This is a genomic window from uncultured Bacteroides sp., assembly GCF_949298305.1.
In the GTDB taxonomy this organism is placed as follows: domain Bacteria; phylum Bacteroidota; class Bacteroidia; order Bacteroidales; family Bacteroidaceae; genus Bacteroides.
The window spans coordinates 13,836-29,538 of record NZ_CASFWU010000001.1; the positions used below are offsets into that span (position 1 = coordinate 13,836).

Genomic DNA, 15,703 nt, shown 5'->3' on the forward strand with positions numbered 1-15,703 from the left:
ATTATGTCTTTTGTTTTTTCTCGGAGGGTTCGTATCTGCGTCTCATTGTTTCAGCAGTACAATCATTTTCAGCGCGAAGTCGAAGAATACCATCCTTGCGTTGACGTTCTGTTCGATGTGAATCTGTGCCTCGCTCAGTTCGTTCATGATGCCCATGACGTTCCGTTCGTTGACAAAAGGGGCAAAGCGGACGGCAAATTCCTGCTCCTGCAGCGTCATGTAGTTCATCTGTTTGCAATGGAGGTTGTAGACAAAGTTCTCGCGAATCATGCGCTGGCAGTAGGCCAGGAAATTCTTCTGTCTTTCGCGTCCGATGCTTGCCAGCTGTTCGCTCCATTGTTTCATTTCCCGTATCTTGCGCTGGTAGGACAAGCGCATCAGGCTGACAAACCAGTTGAAGAACAGCTCATTCTCTTCGTTGAGGTGTATGGTCTCCAGCGCCGTTACGAAATTGCCGTTGGCCAGGTGGGCAATGGTTGCGCTGTCCTTGGGCTGCACGCCGTATTTCTGGCTGAGGGCTTCCGCCATGTCCGTTTCCTCTATCTTGGGGATGTTTATGCGCTGCGTGCGGCTCAGTATGGTGGGCAGAATCTTATCCGGGTTCTCCGACACGAGCAGGAATACGGTTTCCCGTGGAGGCTCTTCCAGCAGTTTCAGCAGCTTGTTGGCGCACGTCTCATGCATTTTCTCGGGCAGCCAGACGATGACAATCTTATATCCTCCCTGGCTGGATTTCAGGCTGAGCTTGCGGGTAATCTCATCGCTTTCACGGGCGTAGATGATGGCTTGTCCGTTCTCGTTCCCCATCTCGTCCAGCCAGTGGTTCAGGTTGAAATAGGGCGTTCCCAGCAGCAGTCGTCGCCATTCGGCAATGTAGTCGTCGCAGACTTCTTTTTTCGTCTTGGCGTTCTTTACGATGGGAAAGGCAAAGTGTACATCCGGGTGTATCAGTTTGTCCCACTTCACGCACGAGGGACATGTGCCGCAGGCGTCTTTTTCATTTCGGTTGGGGCAGCAAAGGTAGCGGGCATAGGCCAGTGCAAGGGCCAGTTTGCCTGCTCCGGCGGGTCCGCAGAAGAGCTGTGCATGGGGAATGCGCCCTTCGCACACTTCGTGGGTCAGCCGTTCTTTTACTGTGGCTTGTCCGATGATGTCTTTGAAACTGAACACGGGGCTGGTCTGTTTAACGTGGATGAATGTTGATAATCAATAAATCTGGCGGGCCACTTCACGGATGCTGTCCGCTGCTCCTACCGAATAGAAATGCAGGCTTGGCACTCCGTTGGCTATCAGTTCCTTGCACTGCTTGACGCACCATTCAATGCCCACCTGCTGGGCCTCGTGGTCGTCCCGGCATTTCAGGAGCTCGTGCGTCAGTTCTTCGGGCAGGTCAACCTTGAATGTCTTGGGAATCATCGACAGCTGCGAGAGCTTCTTGAACGGTTTGATGCCCGGGATGATGGGCACGTTGATGCCGGCTTCGTTGGCCCGTTTCACAAAGTCGAAGTATTTCCGGTTGTCGTAGAAGAGTTGTGTCACGGCGTACTCTGCGCCGGTTTCCACCTTCCGTTTCAGCCAGTAGAGGTCGGTTTCCATGTTGGGGGCCTCCTCGTGTTTTTCGGGATAGCAGGCTACACCATACGAGAACGGTGTCTGGGTAATTTTCATTTCAGAGCCGTCCACGAAAATTCCTTTGTTGAAGTTGTTGATTTGCTCTTCCAGTTCCACTGCATGACTGTAGCCTCCGTTTTCGGGGACGAATACGCTTTCGTGCTTGGCTTTGTCACCCCGCAACACCAGCAGGTCTGTGATGCCCAGAAACTGCAGGTCCAGCAGCACATATTCCGTTTCTTCACGGGTGAATCCGCTGCACAGGATGTGTGGCACCATGGGGATGCCGTACTTGTTCTGTATGGCGGCAGCTACGGCCACGGTTCCGGGGCGGCGGCGCAAACGGCTGCGCTTGAAAAGTCCGTTGCCCAAGTCCTGGTAGACGTATTCGCTGCGGTGTGTGGTAATGTTGATGTATTTGGGTTCAAATTCCCGTAGGATGTCTATGGTCTGGTACAGCTTTTCGATGCCGGTGCCTTTCAGGGGCGGCAGTATTTCGAAAGAAAAAGCTGTCTTTTCACTCTTGTGTATTAGGTCTATAACTCTCATTTCTTTTTCGTGGTCTTTGTTTGGAAAAAGCGGTTTTTGCTCAACGAAAACAAATGTACGAAAAAGAAATGAGATATAGAACCCTTGCAGGCAATTTTCGGGAGAAGCCTGTCAAAATGCTTGCTGAATCGGCCCGTTCCGTTTCCCGGCCGTATTCTGGCGGTGTGCTTCGGGAGGGCGGTAATCTCATTCCTTCAGACAGCGGATGGCCAGTGCCTTATAATAGTCTTTTCCTTCAGACAGCGTGTGATACTGTTGTATAGTGTCGTATTCTCCAAGCATAAAGCTGGTCTTTTCGGGAATCTGTTTTCCTGTTTCGTCGGTACTCCAGTATCCCACCATTTCGTTTACGCACATGTGCGTACTGAGCCATACTCCTACGGGGTAGGCGCAGAAGTAGCTCAGGTTGGTTACGGGCGCTACCTCGTATCCTTCTTCGTAGTTGTTCCAGCTGCCTTTCTTCAAGGCTGCGGCATTGCCTACGTATTCTTCCAGTCTGCTCCAGTCGCTTGTCCGCGGAATCCGCCATCCTTGGGGAGCCAGCTCGTTGGCCAGTAGGGCTTCGCCGTTGTAAAAGTACATCTTTCCGTTTTCGGAGAGAAAATAGCCGGCTCCTTCTCCGATTTTGGTTTGTTCTGCCAGTTCGTCGCCGTTTCTGTACAGGGTTGTCTTCAGTTCTTCCCTCATCCAGTATTGGGTTCCTATTTTTACGATGGAGTATGTCTGGAGTATTCCTTTCCGCAAATCTCTGAGGAGATAGCTGCTTACGTTGACCTTTGCCGGGTTTTCGGGCTGTGTTAGGGCCATTTCTCCTTCCTGGTCGAAGAAGATTTTACTGATGGGGGCTGAAGTTCCCGCCGTGTAGTCCGGTGTATTGGTTTCCGTGTCCCAGCATAACTTGCCCCCGTGGGTGTCCGAAGTTTCATCCAGCAGTTGCAATACGGTTCCTTTCGTCAGTATGGTTTCTCCGTTCTTTACAGGATAGGCCACGATGGCCCGTGAGTCGATTGACCCGTTGGTGGATTTTAGATATTCTTGACAAATCTCTGCCACGGCGTCCCCTCCCTGGTATACGCGGTATATGTTTGAACTCTTGAACGAAAGGGCTGAGATGTGGACGGCATTGAGCTGATGGTCGTTTTGGCAGCTGTTGTTTCCTTCTTCGTTTGCGCTTTCCCAGTCTTCTATGCCGCAGCTGATGCTTGCCAGTGTGTTGTCCGTCAGCTCCGTAGCCTCTATTTGGATGGTGTATTGCTTGCTGCTCGTCAGACTGTTCAGCGGGACGGGCGAAGTGTATATCTTCCCGTTCCATTCTATTTCAATGGTTTGTCCGCTGACGGTTTGCGGGATGACGATGGCTTCTATTCCGGTCAGTTTGTTGTCAGATACGCTCCACTCTCCGGACAGGATGATGTCTTTTTCGTCGCTCAGGTCCGTGAACTTGTCTTCGGCCATGTCATAGCCTGCCTGTGTCTTGAAGCCGGTAAGAATAATTCTGGGATTGTCGCTTTTCATGTCCTCTGCCGTTTCTTTCCCTTGCGGAAGCATTTCGATTCTGAGGCGGGAAAACTTATGCTTGAAGGTCAGCTCAACGGGCTCGTTGCTGCTGCCGACATTCTTTTTGATGGCAACCATGAAATCGGACAGGGAGTTGTCCCTTTGGTCGGCCTGTACCGCAACAGGCAGAACCGTGCTTCCTTCTGCAATGCTTTCTTCCGTGTAAGGATAGTAGGAAATGAAATCGAGCGTGGCGTTTCCTTCTGGATAGAACACTTCCCTTTCGGCCAAGAGAGTTGTCTTGTCGTTGCACATCAGCTTCAGGTTGTCGATGTACCGGTTCTTTTCGATGGAAGAACCGGTCAGAATGCCGAACAGGCCTACTTGGTCTCCAGCTTCGAAAGCGTTGTTCTCCACTCGTGTGCTGGAGGAACTTTTGCTGATTTCGATGGAAAAGTTGATGGGAATGTTGCCTTCTCTTATTTCATTGTCACGAATTTCGTTCACACATGAGGGCATTGTTGCCATGCAGGTAATAGCCATGGCATAGAAGATTCTTGCTGCTTGTTTCATGTTGTTTGAATTACAGGTTATTAAATAGTGAGGGCACAGAAAACTCCGCATATACGGTCGTGTCGTTTTTTTTAGGAAGGAACCGAGGTGTCTGCCAGGCCGGCCAGTTGGTAGGTGCCTCGATAGCCTGTAAGACAAGGCTGTGCGGGGGCTTTCCTTTGCATGGGTTGGTTTTGAAGTCTTGCGGATGCGGACATTTAGGATTGTCCTTTTGCAAGGAGTCCTAAGTCTTTCTGTTGTTTTCCATAATATAGTCTTTTCGGCAAATATATACTTAAAATGTGAAATAAGCTATTCTTTTGATGTTTTTTTTATGATTTTCTATCATTAATGTTATTTGAATGTCTTTTTTGTGCGTTTTTTGTTGCTGAGGAATCGAAATTAAAGACTTCTGTCTTTCTGCCTGCAACCCCAAAACCGGCGACGTCCTGGGCTTTGCAGAAACGGGGTTGGTGTTAGCAGGTTTAAATATTTGTTTGCTTTGTTTGCATCAATTACTCTCTTTTTTGTACTTTTGTTCAAAATATGAGAAAAGGCGTTAAGAGGGGTGAAATCCTTTTAGTGCTCCTGCGCCAAAGTATTTTATGCTGAAAGAGGGAGCCATAAGCAACATAAACTAACAAGGTTATGAGACATTCTAATTTCTTGAAAGGACTGTGGGCTGTCGCATCGTTCCTTTTGATTTCCGTTTCGGGCCATGCCCAGTTTCTTCGAACTTCCTATTTTCTGGACGGAAGCCACTTCCGCCAGCAACTGAACCCGGCGCTGGCTCCTGAACGCGGCTACATCAATTTCCCCGTCATCGGCTCGTTCAACGCCACGGTCAACTCGTCTTCGTTCGGCCTTCAGGATGTGATTGACATCATAGACAACAGCAGCCAGAGCGACTATTTCATGAGCTCGGACTTCATCAACCGCCTGGACGCTTCCAACCGTCTGAACGTGAACATCAGTACGGACATCCTTTCGGCCGGCTGGTACAAGGGTCAAAATTTCTGGTCATTCAACGTGGGGCTGCGCAACGACATCGGCGCCTCCATCCCCAGAAGCATGTTTGAATTGCTGAACGAAATGAACGGTATGGATGTAAACACAATAGACTGGAGCAACTACAACCGCAATGTGGGCGAAGAGAGCCTGAACATCAACTCCTATGTGGAAATCGGTGTGGGATTTGCCCGCAACATCAACAGCCGGCTGATGGTGGGCGGCCGTGTCAAGGGCTTGCTGGGCGTGGGAAACATGAAGCTGGAGGTGAGCCGGATGGCCGTCAACACCAACTTGAGCGGAATACCCGACCCGAGCAGCCTGAACTGGAACGAAGTGGCCAACAACCCTGAATATGCCGCCCAGCTGGCCAACAGCATCAACGGTTCGGGACGCATCGAGGTGGCTGCTTCCTTGGAAAGCTCGTTCAAGGGACTGGAACTGAATGAAAACGAAAACGGCTATATTGACGAGATAGACTTCGACGGCGGAAAGGCCGGTGTGGCCGGTTACGGTGCCGCCATTGACCTGGGTGCCTCTTACAAACTGCTCGAGCGACTGACGGTTTCGGCCTCTCTGCTCGACCTGGGCTTCATCCGCTGGGGCAAGGGCAGTACTACGGTGGCCACCGCGCAGACTTCAGACGATTTGTCCTTCAACTTCGACCAGTCGATGTCTTACGATGAAAGACTGGCCGAGGTACAGCGCTTTGCCGACATCGTGGGCAGCAGCGAGGTCTTGAACAGTGACCTGCTCCACATGAAGGTGGACGAGGGAGGTGCCAAGGCACGCACTACCGCGCTGACTTCCACGCTGGCTCTGGGTGCCGAATATACCGTTCTGGGCGACTGGCTGACGGTGGGCGCGCTCTATACGGCCCGCTTCGTACAGCCGAAGACGCTGAACGAACTGACCTTCTCGGCCAACTTCCGTCCGAAGAGCTATCTGAACGCGGCCCTCAGCTACTCGGTGCTCCAGGGCGCCGGAAAGACCTTCGGCCTTGCCGTGAAGCTGGGTCCCCTCTTTGTGGGCACGGACTACATGTTCCTCGGAGAGAACACCAAGAACGTCAACGCCTATCTGGGCATTTCCATCCCGCTGGGCAAGAAGAAGGTGAAGGCCTGCCAGGCTGATTGAGGCCGCTGTGTCGGATAAAACGTCAGGCACGGGCGATGCGGACGGACACACAGTGTCTCCGCTTCGTCCGTGCCTGAGTGTTTCTGTACGGGCAGGCCGCTCCGCGCGTGGCGCGGCGGGAGGATTAGGCCTCCTGCCAGTCGCCGTTGGCCTTGATGAGTTCAATCAGCTTCTCCACGGCTTCCGCTTCGGGGATGTTCTTCTCGATGCATTCCTTCCGCTTGTAGAGGCTGATGCGTCCGCGTCCGGCGCCCACGTAGCCGTAGTCGGCGTCGGCCATCTCGCCGGGGCCGTTCACGATGCAGCCCATGATGCCAATTTTCAGGCCCTTCAGATGGCTGGTGGCGGCTTTGATGCGGGCAATGGTGCTCTCCAGGTCGTAGAGCGTGCGTCCGCAGCCGGGGCAGGAGATGTATTCCGTCTTGCTGGTGCGCAGGCGTCCGGCCTGCAGGATGTTGAAGGCAGTGGCGTCGAGGGTGCGGGCGTCGATGTCTCCCTGGTTGAAGAGGAAGAGCCCGTCGCACAGGCCTTCGAAGATGAGGGCGCCCATGTCTGCGGCAGACTTTATCTGGAAGTCCTCCGCCTCGTGTTCGGCATAGTGCTGGAAGAAGATGACGGGGTTCTCCAGCCCTTCGTTCGTCAGCTGGTGGGCCAGGGCGCGGAACTCGCCCAGACGGTTGGGATGGTTGCTCTGCGCGATGAGCACCACCTCGGGATGATACTTCAGGCAGGCGATGGCCTCCTCGTTCAGTCCCATATACGTAATGAACAGGAACTTCAGCGAAGCCGTGCAGCCAGCCATGAACGGCAGCTGGTCACCCTTGAATACCGGCCAGGTGTCCTTCTGTCCTTCCCACACGTCGGCATCCACAATGAGCGGCAGGCCGGCGGGGCGGTTGTCGGGCAGGCGTCGGCCCGTATATACATAGTCGGGCGTGAACTGCGGGTCGAAGTCCGTGCTGCCGTCCAGGCGTGCGGCGAGTACCACGGGCAGGTTGCTGCCGCCTATGTTGTGCACGGCGCGGGTCGGACGGCGCGAGGGGGCCAGGTAGTCGAACTGCGGGGCGGCGGCTCCGGGAATGTAGGGATGGCCTTCGCGCAGGGCGATGTAGTCTGCCAGCTTGCGGGCCACGGGTATCTCGGCCTCGGGGGCTTCGCTCAGCGAGACGCGGATGGTGTCGCCCAGTCCGTCGGCCAGCAGGGCTCCGATGCCCAGCGCCGACTTGATGCGTCCGTCTTCGCCGTCGCCCGCCTCGGTGACGCCCAGGTGGAGCGGGAAGTGCATGCCCTCCTTCTCCATGACGGCGGCCAGCAGGCGGACGGTGCGTACCATCACCACCGTGTTGGAGGCCTTGATGGAGATGACCACGTCCTTGAATCCTTCGTCCACGCAGATGCGCAGGAACTCCATGCACGACTCCACCATGCCTTCGGGCGTGTCGCCGTAGCGCGACATGATGCGGTCTGACAGCGAGCCGTGGTTCACGCCGATGCGGATGGCCGTGTGGTTCTCCTTGCAGATGTGGAGGAAGGGCACGAAGCGGGCACGAATCTTCTGCAATTCCTGTGCATACTCCTCGTCGGTATATTCCAGGTGCTTGAAGGTGCGGGCGGCGTCCACGTAGTTGCCCGGGTTGATGCGCACCTTCTCGGCGTAGAGCGCGGCCACGTCGGCCACACGCGGGTTGAAGTGCACGTCGGCCACCAGCGGCACCATGTAGCCGTCGCGGCGCAGGGCGGCATTGATGTTCTTCAGGTTCTCGGCCTCCTTGACGCCCTGCGTGGTGAGGCGGACGTATTCGCCTCCCGCGTCCACGATGCGTTTGGCCTGTGCCACGCAGGCGTCGGTGTCCTGTGTGGCGGTGTTGGTCATGCTCTGTATGCGGATGGGGTTGCTGCCGCCCAGGGGGGTGGCTCCTATGTTGACTTCGGTGGTTTCCCTGCGGGAATAGTTGAATAAATCCATGATGAATGAAGAATTAAGAATGAAGAACTAAGAATGGGGGATGCGCGTGCCGGTTCTTCATTCCTAATTCTTCATTCTTCATTTTTAGTTGGTCTTGTATTCGTATCTCACGTCTTTCAGGTCCTCGTTGGCCTTGGTGATTTTCTTCTTCAGGCCTTCCTTGTAGGTGGCGAAGGCTTGCGCCAGGGCGGTGTCTTCCAGGGCCAGAATCTGCACGGCCAGGATGGCTGCGTTCATGGCGCCGTCTATGGCCACTGTGGCTACGGGGATGCCGGGAGGCATCTGGATGATGGAGTAGAGGGCGTCCATGCCGTCGAGCACGGCACCCTTGATGGGCACGCCGATGACGGGCAGGGTGGTGTTGGCGGCAATGACGCCGGGCAGGGCGGCAGCCATGCCGGCAGCGGCAATGATGACCTTGATGCCGCGTTTGCGGGCGTTCTTGGCGAACTCTTCCACGGCCTCGGGGGTGCGGTGGGCCGAGAGGGCGTTCATTTCAAATGGCACGTGCATGTCGTTGAGGAGTTGGGCGGCCTTCTCCATGACGGGGAGGTCGGACGTGCTGCCCATGATGATGCTTACAGTTGGAGTCATGATAGTTAGTGGTTAGTGATTAGCGGTTAGCGGTCAGTGGTTAGTGATTAGTGGGCTGCGCATAAAGATACTGACCACTAATCACTGACCGCTAACCACTGCTTGTTTTATTCGTTCACCAGTGCCTGGTAGGCTTCGGCGTCCAGCAGTTCGTCGAAGTTGGCTTCGACGGCGGGCTTGATTTTGATGAGCCATCCTTCGCCGTAAGGGTCCTGGTTGACAAGTTCGGGCTGGTCGGCCAGTGCCTGGTTCTGCTCCAGCACTTCGCCGCCCACGGGCATGAACAGGTCGGAGATGGTCTTTACGACTTCGATGGTTCCGAATGCCTCGCCGGCGTCCAGCGTCTCGCCTTCGGTCTGGATGTCAACAAACACGATGTCGCCCAGCTGTTCCTGAGCATAGTCGGTGATGCCTACATAGGCCACGTCGCCTTCCAGGCGAATCCATTCATGTTCTTTGGTGTACTTTACGTTAGTCGGAAAATTCATGATTGATTAGTTTTAACAGGTTAATATTGTCGTTTTTATAATAATGTTCTCTTTTCACTTTCGTCCTAAAACAGGAAGATACGGAACAAAATGTTGCTCACGGGGTGAAGCACCAGCAGCGAACAGACCAGCCCCACCACGAAGCCGCCTATCACCTCGCCCAGTGTGTGGTGCTGCAGGATGATGCGGGCCGTGCCCAGCACGCCGGCAATGATGATGAAGAGGCAGAGCCAGTTCAGTGGATTGTATCCGAAGAGGGCACTGAAGGCTACCAATCCGCCTATGATGGCGCCCGAGCCGGCCATGTGTTCGCTGAGTTTCCAGCGCAGGTTCACCACGATGCAGATGACCATCATGATGAGCGAGGCCAGGATGATGCCCGTCATGTACCAGGGTATGTTCAGGCGGTGCATCATGAGCAGGCAGAACACGTAGGAGGTGATGGTCAGGATGAAGGGCACGAAGCGGTGTTTCCGTTCCGTCAGGTCCTGCGGGCTGAAGCCGTTTATCTTGCGGAAGATGAAGATGGTCAGTGTGGGCATCAGGATGGTGAAGCAGTAGACCACTCCCAGCACGATGAGCTTGTACTGCAACGGCATGATGCGCAGATAGGAGAAGATGAACAGAATCAGAAAGGCCAGGAAGGGGATGGAGAAGGGTGTGAATATGGCCGAAACCACCCTGGCGGTCCTGATGAGGTTCTTGTCGGCAATGATATGTTCTGTCACCATTTTTAGTTGCGGTTTATAATCGGTTCTCTCGATACTACTTTCTCAGTCGGGCCACGGGGATGTTCATCTGCTGGCGGTACTTGGCCACCGTGCGCCGTGCTATGGGGTAGCCTTTTTCGTTCAGCATCTCGGTGAGTTCGTCGTCCGTATAGGGTTTTTTCTTGTCTTCGTTGTCGATGCACTCCTTCAGGAACTTGCGTATCTCGCGCACGGACATCTCCTCGCCGTCCTCGGTGGTGTATCCGTCGTTGAAGAAGAACTTCAGCGGATAGATGCCGTAGTTGGTCTGCACGTACTTGCTGTTGCTCACGCGCGACACGGTAGAGATGTCCAGCCCCGTCCGTTCGGCCACGTCCTTCAGAATCATGGGGCGCAGCAGCGACTCGTCTCCTTCGAGGAAGAAGGGCCGTTGCAGGTCTATGATGGCCTGCATGGTGACGGTCAGCGTGTTCTGCCGCTGCTTCACGGCGTCTATGAAGCCCTGTGCGGCGTCTATCTTCTGCTTGAGGAACATCATGGCCTCTTTCGACTCCTTCGACTGGTTGGCGCGGTTCTTGGTGTGCTCCTCCAGCATTTCGGTGAAGTCGCGGCTCATGCGCAGTTCGGGCACGTTGCGGTTGTTCAGGGTGAGGCTGATGGTGCCGTCGTCGTAGGTCTCCACGATGAAGTCGGGCACAATCTGCTGCATGTTCTTGCCGATGGCTTCGCCCAGCGAGGCTCCCGGCCGGGGGTTGAGCTTGCAGATTTCCTTGATGGCCAGCTGGCAGGTCTTTTCGTCCAGCTCCAGTTTCTGTTCTATCTTGTCCCAGTGCTTGCGGGTAAAGTCGTCGTAGCATTCGTCCAGGATGCGTTCCTCCACGTCCAGCAGGGGGTTGTTCTTGTCGGCCTGCGCCTTCTTGCGCCTGATTTGGATGAGCAGGCATTCCCGCAGGTCGCGTGCGCCCAGCCCGGCGGGGTCAAAATCCTGGATGACTTTCAAGGCCTCTTCCAGCTCTTCGGGCGAAGCCTCTATGCCGGAGTAGATGGCCAGTTCGTCGCTGATGCTGTCCAGCGGCTTGCGCAGCAGACCGTCATCGTCCAGCGAGCCTATCAGGTACTCGGCCAGTTCGCGCCGGTGCTCGTCCAGCACCCGTTCGCCCAGCTGTTCCTTCAGCGTCTCGTAGAAGGAGGTGGAGTCCGAGAACGGGATTTCCTCGGCCTGTTCTCCCTTGCTGCGGTTGTTCTCCTGCAGCTTGTAGTCGGGGATGTCGTCCTCGTTGAGGTAGTCGCTCAGCGAGTCATAGCTTGTGTCTCCTCCGTCTTCCGACTGGGGCTCCTCTTCGCGCACGTCGGCATAGTCGTCGTTGGGGCTTTCCTCCTTGCCTTCCTCCAGCGCGGGATTCTCCAGCAGTTCGGCCCGTACGCGGTCTTCCAGTTCCACCGCAGGCAGTTCCAGCAGCTTTACGGTCAGAATCTGTTGCGGCGACAGGGTCTGAATCTGTTGCTGCGCCTGGGTCTGTATCTGTCGGGAGCCTTGTGCCATATTTCTTTTCTTGGATTGATTACGGCACAAAAATAGTGAATAGTTCGGGAATGCGAAACCTTCGCTGATGATATTTAACAAGAAAGCAGGCGGCGGGTTGCATTTTTGTGCGTATATTTGTAGCACATCAATCGTTCGGGTTCCGCACGTGCGGCATCCGGTTAATCTTAAAATAAAGAAACGCCATGTTTGCTAAAGAAACCTATGTGCAGCGCAGGGCCTTGCTGAAGAAAAAAGTAGGCTCAGGAGTGTTATTGTTTTTGGGTAACGACGAGCAGGGACTGAATTACGAAGACAACACCTTCCGTTACCGCCAGGATTCCACCTTTCTTTATTACTTCGGCCTGTCCTTCGCCGGACTTTCTGCCATCATTGACATTGACGAGGACAAGGAAATCATCTTCGGCGACGAGCTGACCATCGACCACATTGTCTGGATGGGCACCCAGCCCACCCTGCACGAGAAAGCCTCGCTGGTGGGCATTGCCGAGACGCAGCCCTCCGAGGAAATCGTCAACTACCTGCACAAGGCCGTGTTGAGCGGACAGACCATCCACTACCTGCCTCCCTACCGCGCCGAGCACAAGCTGAAGCTGATGGACTGGCTGGGCATTCCTCCCGCCCGGCAGGAAGGCTCCGTGTCCTTTATCCGTGCCGTCGTGGCGCAACGCAACTACAAGACTGCTGAAGAAATTGCCGAAATAGAGAAAGCCTGCGACGTGACAGCCGACATGCACATCGCCGCCACCCGCTTCATCCGTCCGGGCATGTACGAGTATGAGGTCGTGGCCGAAATGAACCACGTGGCCGAAAGCCACAATTGCGAACTCTCCTTCGCCACCATCGCCACCATCAACGGACAGACCCTCCACAACCACTACCACGGTAACAAAATCAAGCCGGGCGACCTCTTCCTCATCGACGCCGGCGCCGAACTGCCGTCGGGCTATTGCGGCGACATGTCGTCCACCATTCCCGCCGACAAGACTTTCACCCCCCGCCAGCGCGCCGTCTACGAAGTGCAGAACGCCATGCACCTGGAGAGCGTCAAGGCCCTGCGCCCCGGCATCCCCTACATGGACGTCTACGACCTCTCGGCCCGTGTCATGGTGGAAGGGCTGAAGGAGCTGGGCCTGATGAAGGGCAACGCCGAGGACGCCGTGCGCGAAGGCGCCCACGCCCTGTTCTATCCGCACGGACTGGGCCACATGATGGGCCTCGACGTGCACGACATGGAGAACCTGGGCGAACAGTGGGTAGGCTACGACGGCCAGCCCAAGAGCACCCAGTTCGGCCGCAAGAGCCAGCGCCTGGCCATCCCCCTGCAGCCGGGCTTCGTGCACACCGTGGAGCCGGGCATCTACTTCATCCCCGAACTCATCGACCTGTGGCGCGGACAGCAGAAGTTCGCCGACTTCATCAACTATGACAAGGTGGAGGAATACCGCCACTTCGGCGGCATCCGCAACGAGGAAGACTACCTCATCACCGACACCGGCGTCCGCCGTCTGGGCAAGAAGATACCCCTGACGCCCGACGAGGTGGAGGCCCTGCGCTGAGGCCCGGCCGGCGGGGCGGAGACCGCTGTCTTCCTGTCCCGCCCGGTTTATGATTGATTCATAGCAAGAACTTACAAAAGTAATAGAACATGAAAAACTTGATTGTGGCCTTAATGGCCCTGTGCTGCGCCTGTACCCTGGCGCAGGCTAAAGATGTGAAGGGAATTGTCGTTTACCACTCCGACGGGCAGCCTGTGGTAGGCGCCTCCGTTTCTGTCAAGGGTACCACCATAGAGACGCTGACCGATGTGGACGGACGTTTCGTGCTGACCGGCCTGCCCGATGACGTCACGAAGATACGGGTGAGCTCCCTCGGCATGCAGCCCCGTACGGTGAGCATCAAGGACACCGACGAGGTGAGCGTGCAGCTGAAGCGGGAGGAACGCGTCGTGACGCCCTTCATCAGAGTGGGCATCGGGGCCTCGCGTCCGCAGAGTGACGAGAACAATTCGACAGACCCCGCCTTGGGGTTCACGGCCGGAGCGGGTGTCAGCTTCGCCCTTTCCCATTATCTCTCCCTCACGCCTGCTGTCCTCATCACGCAAAAGACCGGCAAATGGGAAGTGGAAGGCGGCATCGACGAGTCGGGACGGCCGGACTACAGCCGGGTGTTCACCTACGAGACCACTCCGCTCTACCTCACCATTCCCCTTACCCTTGACCTCAAAATCTGGAGCAATAATGGCAACAAGATGGTGGTCAGCGCAGGCCCGTACGTGGGCTTCGGCATGGGCGGCAAGTACAAGGTGAACGGCAAGGAAAAGAGCGACCTTTTCAGCGCGGACGCTGACGGCGAAACTCTCTACAAGAAATTCGATGCCGGCATACAGTACGGTGTGGGAGGCATCATCCGGCACTTCTACATCGGCGTCAACGGACAGCTGGGCCTGATGCCCGTCAACGACGGCGGGATGATGGACGGATGCCGCAACCTCTTTGCGGACCTCACCATCGGCTATTACTTCTGATGAGGGCGCAGGCCGTGCCTGAGCCCTGCCCGGGAACGCTTCCGGGCGTGGGATGAACCGCGGGAAAGGCTGCCTTTGCACACGGAAAACAAGTATCGGACAGACGTATATCTAATGATGGAACAACAACTTGGAAAACATGCGCGCGTGGACGTGGCCGACGTGCTGCGCGGACTGGCGGTGATGGGCATCATCCTGCTGCACGCTATCGAGCATTTCAATTTCTACTCCTTCCCCGACACGACGGGGCAGAGCGTGTGGCTCAACTTTACCGACCGTGCCGTATGGGACGGCCTTTTCTTCCTCTTCGGCGGCAAGGCCTATGCCGTCTTTGCCCTGCTCTTCGGCTTCAGCTACTTCATCCAGTATGACAACCAGCGCCTGCGCGGGCGCGACTTCCGCCTGCGCTTCTGCTGGCGGCTGGTGCTGCTCTTCCTCATTGGCAATCTGAACGCCTCGTTCTTCACCGCCGAGGTACTGGTGCTCTATTCGTTGGTGGGCTTCATCCTGCCGCTGGTGTGCCGCCTGAAGGACAGGACGCTCTTCTTGCTGGCCTGCGTGCTGCTGGTGCAGCCCCTGCCTGTCTATTATGCTGTCCGTGCCTGGCTGGACCCCTCGTTTGTCACCCCCGTGCTTCCCACGGGCGACTTGTGGGCCGCCACCTTCGAGGTGCAGAGCCACGGCACCTTCTGGCAGACGCTGAAGGTGAACCTGTGGGAAGGGCAGCTGGCCAGCCTGGCCTGGGCGTGGGACAACGGACGGGTGTTCCAGACGGCGGCCCTCTTCATCTTCGGCTATCTGGTAGGCCGCCGGGGACTTTTCCTGAGGGAGAACCTGAAGTTCTGGAACAAGGTGCTGTGCGGCTCGCTGGTGGCCTTCTTCCCCCTGTACGGGCTGGGCAACATGCTGCCCGAGTTCGTGACGAGCGCCTCGGTACGCACGCCGCTGCTGCTGGTGGTCTCCTCGCTCTATAAGTTCGCCTTCATGCTGCTGCTCGTCTCGGCTGTGCTGAACGCCTATTACCGCACCAATCTGTGCGGCCTGTTTTCGCGCATCATCCCCTACGGCCGCATGAGCCTGACCAACTACATCACGCAGAGCATCATCGGCTCCATGCTGTTCTACAACTGGGGCTTCGGCCTTCACAGCCACTTGGGCATCACGGCCAGCGTGTTGGTGGGTGTGCTGATTTTCGCTGTCCAGCTGGCCTTCTGCCGCTGGTGGATGAAGCGCCACAGCCACGGCCCGATGGAGTATCTGTGGAAGCGGGCCACGTGGCTGAAGTGAGGGGGAGGCTCCTGTCTGGGGCATGTGCCGCATCGGCCAAACGTTTTCAGGCACGGATTTGTACGGAAGGTTGAGGCTGTCTCAAAATGAAAAAATAAGGTTCATCCGACATTTCGAGTGATGTCAGGTTCATTCGATTTTATCGGATAGAAGAAAGCTGTATGTAAAGTAAAATTACCTCCCGTGCTTTACTCTTTCACCAGGAGTTTTTTTATGACGGCTGAGGTCGCATAG

General features: G+C 55.9%; 12 protein-coding genes. 4 read left to right on the forward strand and 8 right to left on the reverse strand.

Annotated elements, in window-relative coordinates:
• Positions 1 to 42: 42 nt before the first annotated feature.
• From Q1Y74_RS00055 to Q1Y74_RS00065, 3 genes are all read right to left on the reverse strand, one after another.
• The gene (locus tag Q1Y74_RS00055) at positions 43 to 1,170 is read right to left on the reverse strand and encodes a DNA polymerase III subunit delta' (protein ID WP_300811645.1); all 1,128 of its coding nucleotides are present in this window, start codon (positions 1,168 to 1,170) and stop codon (positions 43 to 45) included.
• 36 nt (positions 1,171 to 1,206) lie between these two features.
• Positions 1,207 to 2,160: a methylenetetrahydrofolate reductase [NAD(P)H] gene (gene metF / locus Q1Y74_RS00060; protein WP_300811646.1), complete on the reverse strand. Its 954-nt coding sequence runs from the start codon at positions 2,158 to 2,160 to the stop codon at positions 1,207 to 1,209.
• A 186-nt stretch (positions 2,161 to 2,346) separates the two neighbouring features.
• Positions 2,347 to 4,230: a fimbrillin family protein gene (locus Q1Y74_RS00065; protein ID WP_300811647.1), complete on the reverse strand. Its 1,884-nt coding sequence runs from the start codon at positions 4,228 to 4,230 to the stop codon at positions 2,347 to 2,349.
• Between the two features lie 627 nt (positions 4,231 to 4,857).
• Here Q1Y74_RS00065 and Q1Y74_RS00070 point away from each other — a divergent pair.
• Entirely contained in the window at positions 4,858 to 6,354 is a 1,497-nt protein-coding gene (locus tag Q1Y74_RS00070; RefSeq protein WP_300811648.1) for a DUF5723 family protein, read from the forward strand.
• 124 nt (positions 6,355 to 6,478) lie between these two features.
• Here Q1Y74_RS00070 and Q1Y74_RS00075 read toward each other — a convergent pair whose 3' ends face one another.
• The 5 genes from Q1Y74_RS00075 to rpoN form a co-directional block, all read right to left on the reverse strand.
• Positions 6,479 to 8,320 (reverse strand): 4-hydroxy-3-methylbut-2-en-1-yl diphosphate synthase, encoded by a 1,842-nt coding sequence (locus Q1Y74_RS00075; protein ID WP_300811649.1) that lies wholly within the window; start codon positions 8,318 to 8,320, stop codon positions 6,479 to 6,481.
• Positions 8,321 to 8,404: 84 nt separating this feature from the next.
• Positions 8,405 to 8,914: a 5-(carboxyamino)imidazole ribonucleotide mutase gene (purE, locus tag Q1Y74_RS00080; protein ID WP_300811650.1), complete on the reverse strand. Its 510-nt coding sequence runs from the start codon at positions 8,912 to 8,914 to the stop codon at positions 8,405 to 8,407.
• A 107-nt stretch (positions 8,915 to 9,021) separates the two neighbouring features.
• A complete protein-coding gene (gene gcvH, locus Q1Y74_RS00085) occupies positions 9,022 to 9,402 on the reverse strand; it encodes a glycine cleavage system protein GcvH (RefSeq protein ID WP_300811651.1) in 381 nt (126 codons plus the stop codon).
• A gap of 65 nt (positions 9,403 to 9,467) precedes the next feature.
• Positions 9,468 to 10,133 carry a hypothetical protein gene (locus tag Q1Y74_RS00090; protein ID WP_300811652.1) on the reverse strand — a complete coding sequence of 222 codons (666 nt, stop codon included), beginning with the start codon at positions 10,131 to 10,133 and terminating at the stop codon, positions 9,468 to 9,470.
• Positions 10,134 to 10,167: 34 nt separating this feature from the next.
• The gene (gene rpoN / locus Q1Y74_RS00095) at positions 10,168 to 11,655 is read right to left on the reverse strand and encodes an RNA polymerase factor sigma-54 (protein ID WP_300811653.1); all 1,488 of its coding nucleotides are present in this window, start codon (positions 11,653 to 11,655) and stop codon (positions 10,168 to 10,170) included.
• A 185-nt stretch (positions 11,656 to 11,840) separates the two neighbouring features.
• Between rpoN and Q1Y74_RS00100 the strand changes: the two genes are divergently transcribed.
• The 3 genes from Q1Y74_RS00100 (at position 11,841) to Q1Y74_RS00110 (ending at position 15,469) form a co-directional block, all read left to right on the forward strand.
• Complete coding sequence (locus tag Q1Y74_RS00100; protein WP_300811654.1) at positions 11,841 to 13,214, forward strand: aminopeptidase P family protein; 1,374 nt, start codon at positions 11,841 to 11,843, stop codon at positions 13,212 to 13,214.
• Positions 13,215 to 13,303: 89 nt separating this feature from the next.
• On the forward strand, positions 13,304 to 14,182 hold the full coding sequence (locus Q1Y74_RS00105) for an outer membrane beta-barrel protein (protein WP_300811655.1): 879 nt from the start codon (positions 13,304 to 13,306) through the stop codon (positions 14,180 to 14,182).
• A gap of 117 nt (positions 14,183 to 14,299) precedes the next feature.
• Positions 14,300 to 15,469 (forward strand): DUF418 domain-containing protein, encoded by a 1,170-nt coding sequence (locus Q1Y74_RS00110; protein ID WP_300811697.1) that lies wholly within the window; start codon positions 14,300 to 14,302, stop codon positions 15,467 to 15,469.
• The last annotated feature ends 234 nt before the right edge of the window (positions 15,470 to 15,703 follow it).

Excerpts from the sequence above, each read along its gene's own strand:
- metF (WP_300811646.1), bottom strand. The coding sequence starts at position 2,160 with ATGAGAGTTATAGACCTAATACACAAGAGTGAAAAGACAGCTTTTTCT.
- Q1Y74_RS00065 (WP_300811647.1), bottom strand. The coding sequence starts at position 4,230 with ATGAAACAAGCAGCAAGAATCTTCTATGCCATGGCTATTACCTGCATG.
- Q1Y74_RS00070 (WP_300811648.1), top strand. The coding sequence starts at position 4,858 with ATGAGACATTCTAATTTCTTGAAAGGACTGTGGGCTGTCGCATCGTTC.
- Q1Y74_RS00075 (WP_300811649.1), bottom strand. The coding sequence starts at position 8,320 with ATGGATTTATTCAACTATTCCCGCAGGGAAACCACCGAAGTCAACATA.
- purE (WP_300811650.1), bottom strand. The coding sequence starts at position 8,914 with ATGACTCCAACTGTAAGCATCATCATGGGCAGCACGTCCGACCTCCCC.
- gcvH (WP_300811651.1), bottom strand. The coding sequence starts at position 9,402 with ATGAATTTTCCGACTAACGTAAAGTACACCAAAGAACATGAATGGATT.
- Q1Y74_RS00090 (WP_300811652.1), bottom strand. The coding sequence starts at position 10,133 with ATGGTGACAGAACATATCATTGCCGACAAGAACCTCATCAGGACCGCC.
- rpoN (WP_300811653.1), bottom strand. The coding sequence starts at position 11,655 with ATGGCACAAGGCTCCCGACAGATACAGACCCAGGCGCAGCAACAGATT.
- Q1Y74_RS00100 (WP_300811654.1), top strand. The coding sequence starts at position 11,841 with ATGTTTGCTAAAGAAACCTATGTGCAGCGCAGGGCCTTGCTGAAGAAA.
- Q1Y74_RS00105 (WP_300811655.1), top strand. The coding sequence starts at position 13,304 with ATGAAAAACTTGATTGTGGCCTTAATGGCCCTGTGCTGCGCCTGTACC.
- Q1Y74_RS00110 (WP_300811697.1), top strand. The coding sequence starts at position 14,300 with ATGGAACAACAACTTGGAAAACATGCGCGCGTGGACGTGGCCGACGTG.